Genomic DNA, 8,442 nt, shown 5'->3' on the forward strand with positions numbered 1-8,442 from the left:
GCGATAAAGGTATTTCCACTGGCCACGCACCTTGACGTACGTCTCGTCCATACGCCAGCTCTTGCCAACCGGGCGCTTTCGACGGCGAAACGCTTTCTCCAATACCGGCAGCAGCTTGATGCCCCAGCGGTGCACCGTCGAATGATCGACCGAAATACCGCGCTCAGCCAACATTTCCTCGGGGTGCCGCAGGCTCAGCGGATAAGCCACGTACCAACGCACGCACGTCAGCATCACATCAAGCGGGTAATGGACGCGTTTGAGCACTCGGGCCACCGCCAGATTCAACGTCGTCATCAAGCTTTCCGTCGTCTATATCGTTCCGCACATCATAGCGGACCGGCCTATTGCAACAAAACCTTATATCCGCCACCTGAGGCTACGCCGGGCAGCCAATGAGCTGATCCGCTATCCACACCTGGCGGTCACAGCGATTGCCTATGGATTCGGCTTCAAAAGCGCGTCTGATTTCACGCGCGCCTTCGGACGGGCCTACGACATGGCGCCGCAGGATTTTCGGGCTTTGGCCGGTAAGGTGGTTCAGACGCAGCGATAGGTGTCAGTGCGTGCGTGGCGGTTCAGGTTTTGAAGCGCTGTTCCTTGAACAGCATCAGCGCACAAAAGCTCACCGCACACGCTGGCGTCACGTACCAGGCTGCAGACATGGGATCGCCGGTCCATCTGATCAATCCCGTCACGATGAATTGAGCGGTACCGCCGAACAAGGCGACGTGCAGCGCATGCGAAACGGCCATGCCGCTGGCGCGCACCCGCGCAGGAAGCGCTTCAAGCACAAGCAGGGCGACCGCGCCCGCGCCGAGCGCCACCATTGTGCTAATGAGCGCGACGCCACACAGGACAGGCAGCGCGCTGGTCGCACGGGTAATCATCAGAAAAACCGGATAGACCAAAAACGCGGTGCATCCTGAGGCAATGAGGGCCAGTGGCTTGCGGCGAGGCAGACGGTCGATGAGACGGCCGGACAGCGGCGGAATGACCACCAGCAGCAGTGCAGACAACGCGGCAGCCATATATCCGATGACGGCGGGCAGGTGCATCACGCGAGTCGCATAGCTCGGCATGTAGTAGACGATCGCGTAGACCGGTATGGTTTGCCCCATCATCATCAGCATCGCCAGCAGGATCGTCGTCCCATGTTCGTGACACAGTTCAGCGAGCGGTGTGCCGGCATGTCTGGCGGTGCTGGTGAAAATCGCATCGTCGCGAAGCCGGTAGCGAACATAAAGACCAACTGGCGCGATCAGCAGACCGATCAGGAATGGGATCCGCCAGCCCCACGAAGCAAGAGCGGCCGGTGACATCGTGCTGGTGAGCAGCACGCCCAAGGTTGCGCCCAACAACGCGGCCGCGCCCTGGCTAACGAGTTGCCAGTTGACCAGATAGCCGCGACGCGACACAGGCCCTGCCTCCATCACAAAGGTCGCGGCAACACCGATGTCGCCGCCGACGGCAAAGCCCTGCAGCGACCGACCGGCGATGACAACGAGCGGCGCGATCACGCCTATGCTGGCAAACGACGGACAGAAGGTAAGCGCCGCCGTACCTAGAGCCATCATCCAGCTGGTCCTCGTCATCGCTGCGCGGCGGCCCACGCGGTCCGCGTAAGCGCCGATGATCATCGCGCCAACAGGTCGCATGAAAAAGCCGACGCCGAATGTGCCGACTGCCCACAGTAACGAAGTCATCGGATCTTTCGCTGGGAAGACATGATCTCCGATCATCACCGCGAAGAATCCGAAAACGGTGAAATCGAACATTTCGAGGCCAGTCACAAGCGATGCTGCGACAACAGCTCTGAAAAGCTCTGCGGGATCTTCTTGATTGCCGGGCGGTTGATCGCCTGTGGCGACGCGAAGCGTGAACATTCTGTTGTAGGGTCGTCTATAACGGCGCATGCGTTTATCGTTGAAAACGCATTCGGACTGCGCGACGCGTTGCACGATACCACGTGCGCTCGTTCGCTGATCGATTGCGCACAAATCGATGAGCAAAAAACTGCTCCCGCGGTATGTGGCTCCGTCCTTCGTCTGGCAGGGAATGACAGGTCAGTGGCGCCGGCGGTCACGGCTACAACGTTCAGACCGCCGTTGATGCCACGTCGCATCTTTTATAATCGGGCACACGAGGTCACCAATCTTGGCAATGATTGTAACCAGCTGACGAACATGGCCGGGCAGGCGCGAGCCGCTATCGTGGGATACGATGGGGCAGGTATTGATCAAACACCGGCCGGCCCCGCCGTACTTCCAAGCTCCGGCGCTGACAAACACGCCGACATTAAATCATAACGACCGCTGTCCCCCAGAGCGACGGAGATCCCGCCACGCCGATCACTTCGCTGATGAGCGTCATCCAGGTGCGCAAGCCGACGTCGTTGATGTGACGCGACTGACCTGTGTGCGAGCCGCCGTACAGCGCGACACCCGGGCGCACCCAGTCACGAGAGCCTGGGATGCCATAGGACGGCCGCTGAATTCGCGAGACTTCGTTGACCCGGTATCCCGTCAGTCACTGAAACGGAGCGATTCATCTGCCATGCCACGTCGCCATCGTCAGCATTCGCGGTGTGGCTCGTCAAGGCGACTGACTGCGGCGGCATCAATCTCTGAACGATCGGACGTGGCAGGGGAGGCGTTGAGGACTTGTTCGAAAAAGGAATGAATGCCCGCTGTTAAAGACCAATATTGTGGCCAATAGGCAGCGGTTTTCACTATCATATCTATCTGCGCAAGTTTTTTTGAATGTATTCTTGTTGATTTTCTAGGTTGAATTCTTGGCCGTTTGTCTGCCTCGCCAGCAGGCGAACAGGCGGATTACGTGAGTGGCCCGAGTAGCCTGATTGAGCGCCGGCGCGCGGTCGCGGCGGATTACGCGGTCATGTTTACCCGAATGTTTTAACCGGTTCTGGGGATGAATCCAATCCTTCTCCATGTCGTGTTCGGTCAAGAATGTGATCGCATCCGTTGGGCGGGTCCGCCGCCTGCTTTGAGCGACTAAAGTGGCTTCGGTCTTTCGAGGGGCGCTTCTCTCGAGCGAACCCCACCCCTCGGTCTTTCAGCCTGCCGCCCCCACGGGCGGCAGGTTCTTTTTCGTGGACTTCTTCACTGCGAGGCGGTTTGGATGAAGTTGAGAACAACTCGCGCGGAAAATCGCATGACGCTTTCGGGGAAAACATGCAGCTGCCGAACGTAGATAATTTCATCAAAGACCGGCAGCACGGCGTCACCTACAACATCTGCGCCTATCGCAGACTTTCAGGTCAGGAGATGACGCGCGCGATGCAAGTCTTCATTCAGCAACAGGGTGAGCATCAACCGAAGCCACGAACAGTCGTCAAGATCTTTTCGCTGGTCGGGCTGGATGACCGATAGTGGTGGTGATGCTTCAGACGCCAATCGACGGACGTCGGGCACGGCTGCGATAACGCGCCGGACAGCACGCTGCGCCGTGACTTCGAAGCAGGTTTGGGCGGCAAGATACGCCGCGTCGTCGACGCAGTCTAATCCAACATATACAGCAGATCGGCGATGTTCGTGTTAGGCAATCGCTTCGCAACCATGTCCCAGAAGATCACGTCGTGCATCGCGCTGGCGTCTTCTGCCGTCTTCCACGCGCGCGCACCGACGATCGAATCGGCCGTTTCGTGAGCTGCGGAAACAATTTTTTGAATGTCTTGTTTGTGCATGGACCCTGTTAACGGTCGTGTGCAAAGCTTTTTTAGCCTCTTGCCCAACCGTTTGCTAAATATTTTTATCCACCTCGCCTCCGCCTGCAACAATGCCTGTGCGGACCGAGTTGAACGGAGCGCTTTACATGATACCAGGACTCTTCGTGCGCAAGGAAGGCAGGTAACCCTGGGCGACCTCAAATCTGAAGTGCAACACCGTTTCGTATAAGGTGTTGCGTTGCACGAAAGAACTCAGGACCAGCAACTTCAACCGGAAGAGCGCCTCATCATTGCGAGCCTGCATCTGCAGGGTTCGAGTATCCGGGCCATGGCCCCGATACTCGGGCGCTCGCCGGCCACGGCCGTCCACACCGTCGCGCAGCCGCAGGCCGCGACTCGTCTGCAGGCAGTGCTGGACTTGATCGAGGCCCACAAAGGGAAGTGGTCGTTGCCCGCCGACGTACGGATCGCCGTCAGCTATGAAGCCGGCCAGGACGCGTTCTGGATCTGTCGCGCGCTGCAGGCTCAGCACCTCGAGTGCTACGTCGTCGATCCGGCCAGCATTCCGGTCGAACGCGATCAGCGACGTGCCGAAACCGACCGGCTCGATGTCATCAAACTCGTCATCAACCTGCGTGCCTGGCTGCGTGGAGAGCGCGACCGCATGCACGTCGAGCATGCGCCGTCACCACAGGACGAGGCATCGCGCCAGTTGATGCGCGAGCGCGGGCAACTGCAGAAGGAAGTTCTTCAGCACCGTGACAGGATGCGCAAGCTGTTGGCAACCCTCGGCTGCTGAGATGCGGTCAATCACCGTGCCTTCGCTGGCCGACTTCAGCGCGACGAGGTCCGCTGCCACGACGGCATGCCGTTGCCGCGCGAGTTGCGCGAGCGTTTACTACGCGGGTGCGAACGCCTGACACTCGTCGAACAACAGCTTGCGGAACTGGAGAAGACGCGACAGGCAGACGCGCCAGCACTCGCGCGCCAAGTGTTGCGCTGGCGCTTCTGCAGGGGATTGGCGAGGTGGGCGCGTCGCGCCTCGCGCTCGAGCTGTTCTGGAGGGAGTTCAGCAACCGGCGCCAGCTGGGTGCGTGCGTCGGGTTGACGCCGCAGCCCTACGACAGCGGCGAAAGCGAGGTCGACCAGGGAATCGGCAAACAGGGAAACCGCCGGGTCCGCGCGTTGCTGATCGAAATCGCATGGAGCTGGCTGCGCTACCAGCCTAACAGCGCACTCACGCAGTGGTTCAACCAGCGCACACAGGGCACAGGACCGAACCGATGTGCCAGGCGTATCGCGATCGTCGCGGTGGCGCGGCGCCTCACAATCGCGCTGTGGCGCTATTTGAGGGACGGCGAGATACCCAAAGGCGCGCAGTTGAAGTCCATATGATCCCTCAGGTTTGGCAGGAAGGAGATTAGCCTTAGCCAGGCAGTACATAGCAAACGCCTTTGAAGTGACCATGCCCGTATACTGACTGGGTTGCACAGGCAACCGACTCACTAGATTGGCGCATGTTCCTGGTGATGGTTTCCAGCGTAACGCACATCAGGATAAGGCCTGGCGGAGACGCGCCGGCGGATAGAAGGTGGTAAGACGTTGGAGTCTTACGTGCGCGATGAACGGTTTCAAAACAAAGGAATGCAGAAGAGATGGCTGTGCACTAACGGGACGCGAAAACCGCCTTGACAACTTAAAGCTCATAGAAGTCAGTATGACTCCGCGAGGTACAGGCTGGCCCGCCGCGAGGACTCAAACGTGGGTTAACATTTCTGCCAGAGCCGCACGGCGTGGACAGGGCCACACCCGGCGGGTATCCATCACGGACGCCAGCGTGGAAAACGATAGCACACTGTACGTGGGCCTCGACGTCCACAAGGATTCGATCACGGTTGCCTATGCGCTGGGCACAGGCGAGGTCGAACTGCTCGGCAAGATTGGCACGACGAAGACGGATATTGATCGGCTGTGTACGCGCCTGCAACCGAAGGCGCGGCACATCCGCATCTTCTACGAGGCGGGCCCGTGCGGCTATGGACTTTACCGTCAGTTCGTGCAGAAGGGATTCGACTGCCTGGTGTGCGCGCCGTCGCTGATTCCGAAAAAGCTGGGCGAGCGGGTCAAGACTGACCGGCGTGATGCGATCAAGCTGGTGCGGTCGCTGCGCGCCGGCGACCTGTCAGCGGTGTACGTGCCAAGCGTGGAAGACGAAGCATTCCGCGATCTGGCTCGCGCATGAGTCAGCGCCAAGGACAATCTAAGCCTGCGCGGCAACGGCTGAACGCCTTTCTGCTCCTGCATGGCGTGCGTATATAAATGAATAATTATTCCCGGCTATACATTCCATCTCATTTTGGTCGCGATTCTGATTTCCAAATATTATGGGCTTCGCAGCCGCTATAATCAGAAGTCCAGCACCGCTATTCGCCGGCCCCCACTCAGTGCCATAACGGCCAATGTGTTGGCTAATTCGGCCATGTAATACCGTCAAAAGAGTCAGACCTATAGCATGGACGAATAAGAAAAAAATCAGAGTCTTGGGAACAAGACTTTGCAGACCACACATTTCTGGGGAAAAGTAAATGGACTTGGTAGATACTCTACCGCGTGGCTCGCGGCAGAGTGCCGTGCCGATGCAAACGACCGCGCTGACTCGCGTCGACATCGCACTGTTCAATGGGTTTGCCCTGCCTACGGTCGCAGCAATCATCGAGATCTTCCAGAAGGCAAATTCGCTCACCGCCGCGCAGCGATCGGGCCGCGGCCGCTACGACGTCTCGCTGCTTTCCGCCGCGGGCGGGCGCATCGCCAGTTCGTCATCTGTATTTGTCTGGACCGACGACGTCCAGTCGCACCGAGGCACGAACGAAACGCACCTGTTGTTCATTGCCGGCGGCGAGGGCGTACAGCAAGCATGCCGCGACGAGCGATTGAGCAACTGGCTGCGCCGCCGGCATCCGGTCAGCGAGATCGTGCATCCAATCGCGGAGGGCCAACTGCTGCTGCAAGCTGCCGGGTTGCCCAGTCGCTACTGCCCGCTTTTCTATGGCGGTAGCGAAGTGCAAGGCCTGCCTCCGGCGGGGTCGCTAACAGAACCGCCTGGTGCCGTATCCACGGCGTTACGCATTGTCGAAGAGGATCTCGGCGCCGATCTGACACAGCAGGTCGCCGAATCGATCGCCCCGCAACCCACGACACCTTTCCGCTCAGTAGCCACGTTTGGCCTGGCGTCACAGGCCAGTGGCAAGATCTTGGCGTCGGCACGCTGGTTGGAAGCGAACGTCGATCGTCCCATCTCAATCGACGATGCGGCGCAAGTCGCGGCGATGAGCGAGCGCAACTTCCTGCGCCGGTTCAAAAGCGAGATCGGCATGACGCCATCCGATTATCTGCTTCGCGCACGTTTGAACATGAGTTGCCGGATGCTCGTCGAATCGAGCCTGCCAGTCGACAAGGTCGCGCGCCGCTGCGGTATTGGAAGCGGCGGGCAGTTGTCGAAGCTGTTCAGAAAATATCTGGCGACGACGCCGACGGACTATCGGACGCGCAAGCAGGTGGCACCGTAGAAGGCTTTCGGCAAAGGTGCCTGATCAGCGGCAGAAGCTGGATCCGGGGAGCACGGCCGCCACACGTGGCAGCGACATCGAACAGGCGGCGCCGGACGTGCTCAACATCGATGCGGGTGGCGGCGAAGCCGCGCCAATTCCCTGCACCATCGAAGGCAGGAGCGCAGCGCGCTTTATCCATTCCAGGCTGACTCATCAACGCACGAGCCTGCATCGACGTCGCGCTGCCGAGCGCACCTACGCCGCCCGCAGCGGCCAGCTGACTGGACAGCATCATCCGTGAAGGCGTGATCTGCGCTGTCGGCGACAGTGGGTCGACGGTCGACATGAGCTCACGCAAACGCCGGTCCCCATCGCTCGGCGCAATGAGCGCCATGTACGGATCGTTCGATTCCCGCCGACGATGCTTTTGTTGCGTCGTTTGCAGAAGCGACGACGTCAATGCCGATCGCCGTGGAACGAAGGCAAACGGTCTCCGTCCTACCAGGAAATGTGTCAACGGATCGTTGAAGTCCATCGGATCGCAAAAATGTCTATATTTTCCAATCCTTAGCACCGAAGGGAATGTGTCACTAACGACAGGCTTTGTGATGCTTCCGTGGGCCGAGTGGTGTCCGTGTGCCCGCACATATGGCGATCGATCAACCGAGACGGGAGACGCAAAGGCTGCGGGCGTCACGCTCACTCAAGGCAACACTCAAGATAGCGGCGTGTGAAAGCGCTGCGATGCGTTGGTTTCATTGGTACAGCGTTGCTCGGGGTCCATGTCCCACCATGACTCGCGCGGAAATATCCTCAAAGAAAACGCGCCTCCGGCGGTTGAGCCTTCACGGGATAAGCTGCTTCGCGACCGCAGCGCCGACATGATGATGCCAGCGTGCATGATAGGCGGGACACAGACGCAGGCTCTCCAGTTGATGCACACCGCTGTGATAGCCATGTGCGAGACAGCAGTGACAGTAGCGAAACGTATCGCTATAACGTCGCCGGTTTTGTTGCAATAGGCTGGTCCCCTATGATGTACGGAATTATATAGACGACGGAAAGCTTGATGACGACGTTGAATCCGGCGGTGGCCGAGTGCTCAAACGTCTCCATTACCCGCTTGATGTGATGCTGACGTGCGTGCGTTGGTACGTGGCTTATCCGCTGAGCCTGCGTTTCGCCGTCGAAAGCGCCCGGTTG

General features: G+C 59.3%; 8 protein-coding genes and 3 pseudogenes. 5 read left to right on the forward strand and 6 right to left on the reverse strand.

Annotated features, from left to right (window positions below; genetic code table 11):
• Positions 1 to 297, reverse strand: a 297-nt coding sequence (locus tag B0G73_RS39645; RefSeq protein ID WP_146144292.1) for a DDE-type integrase/transposase/recombinase, incomplete at its 3' end; no start/stop codon positions are given.
• Here B0G73_RS39645 and B0G73_RS39650 point away from each other — a divergent pair.
• On the forward strand, positions 260 to 556 hold the full coding sequence (locus B0G73_RS39650) for a helix-turn-helix domain-containing protein (protein ID WP_106286464.1): 297 nt from the start codon (positions 260 to 262) through the stop codon (positions 554 to 556). The two genes, B0G73_RS39645 and B0G73_RS39650, sit on opposite strands and share 38 nt — an antisense overlap.
• A gap of 22 nt (positions 557 to 578) precedes the next feature.
• Here B0G73_RS39650 and B0G73_RS39655 read toward each other — a convergent pair whose 3' ends face one another.
• Together B0G73_RS39655 and B0G73_RS41725 are read right to left on the reverse strand one after the other, a co-directional pair.
• Positions 579 to 2,012, reverse strand: coding sequence for an MFS transporter (locus B0G73_RS39655; protein ID WP_258194183.1), 1,434 nt, complete (start codon positions 2,010 to 2,012; stop codon positions 579 to 581).
• 331 nt (positions 2,013 to 2,343) lie between these two features.
• A pseudogene (locus B0G73_RS41725) lies at positions 2,344 to 2,605 on the reverse strand (alanine racemase); the annotation flags it as partial.
• Positions 2,606 to 3,137: 532 nt separating this feature from the next.
• Between B0G73_RS41725 and B0G73_RS39660 the strand changes: the two are divergent.
• Positions 3,138 to 3,392 (forward strand): hypothetical protein, encoded by a 255-nt coding sequence (locus B0G73_RS39660; RefSeq protein WP_258194184.1) that lies wholly within the window; start codon positions 3,138 to 3,140, stop codon positions 3,390 to 3,392.
• 128 nt (positions 3,393 to 3,520) lie between these two features.
• On the opposite strand, the gene B0G73_RS39665 is transcribed toward B0G73_RS39660, so the two are convergent.
• Entirely contained in the window at positions 3,521 to 3,706 is a 186-nt protein-coding gene (locus tag B0G73_RS39665) for a hypothetical protein (RefSeq protein WP_106286465.1), read from the reverse strand.
• Between the two features lie 286 nt (positions 3,707 to 3,992).
• On the opposite strand from B0G73_RS39665, the pseudogene B0G73_RS39670 reads away from it, so the two are divergent.
• The 3 genes and pseudogenes from B0G73_RS39670 (at position 3,993) to B0G73_RS39680 (ending at position 7,257) form a co-directional block, all read left to right on the forward strand.
• A pseudogene (locus tag B0G73_RS39670) lies at positions 3,993 to 5,083 on the forward strand (IS110 family transposase).
• A 442-nt stretch (positions 5,084 to 5,525) separates the two neighbouring features.
• Positions 5,526 to 5,998 (forward strand): annotated as a pseudogene (locus tag B0G73_RS39675) (transposase); the annotation flags it as partial.
• Positions 5,999 to 6,273: 275 nt separating this feature from the next.
• On the forward strand, positions 6,274 to 7,257 hold the full coding sequence (locus B0G73_RS39680; protein ID WP_106286466.1) for a GlxA family transcriptional regulator: 984 nt from the start codon (positions 6,274 to 6,276) through the stop codon (positions 7,255 to 7,257).
• On the opposite strand, the gene B0G73_RS40320 is transcribed toward B0G73_RS39680, so the two are convergent.
• Positions 7,196 to 7,774: a hypothetical protein gene (locus B0G73_RS40320; protein WP_146142609.1), complete on the reverse strand. Its 579-nt coding sequence runs from the start codon at positions 7,772 to 7,774 to the stop codon at positions 7,196 to 7,198. The genes B0G73_RS39680 and B0G73_RS40320 overlap by 62 nt on opposite strands.
• Before the next feature lie 458 nt (positions 7,775 to 8,232).
• Positions 8,233 to 8,442 (reverse strand): hypothetical protein (locus B0G73_RS41015; RefSeq protein WP_219907347.1); only part of this gene is annotated, 210 nt, incomplete at its 5' end.

Origin of the sequence: Paraburkholderia sp. BL25I1N1, assembly GCF_003002025.1 — a bacterium.
Lineage (GTDB): Bacteria > Pseudomonadota > Gammaproteobacteria > Burkholderiales > Burkholderiaceae > Paraburkholderia.

Coding starts and splice junctions, on each gene's coding strand:
- B0G73_RS39680 (WP_106286466.1), top strand. CDS start 6,274: ATGGACTTGGTAGATACTCTACCGCGTGGCTCGCGGCAGAGTGCCGTG.
- B0G73_RS39665 (WP_106286465.1), bottom strand. CDS start 3,706: ATGCACAAACAAGACATTCAAAAAATTGTTTCCGCAGCTCACGAAACG.
- B0G73_RS40320 (WP_146142609.1), bottom strand. CDS start 7,774: ATGGACTTCAACGATCCGTTGACACATTTCCTGGTAGGACGGAGACCG.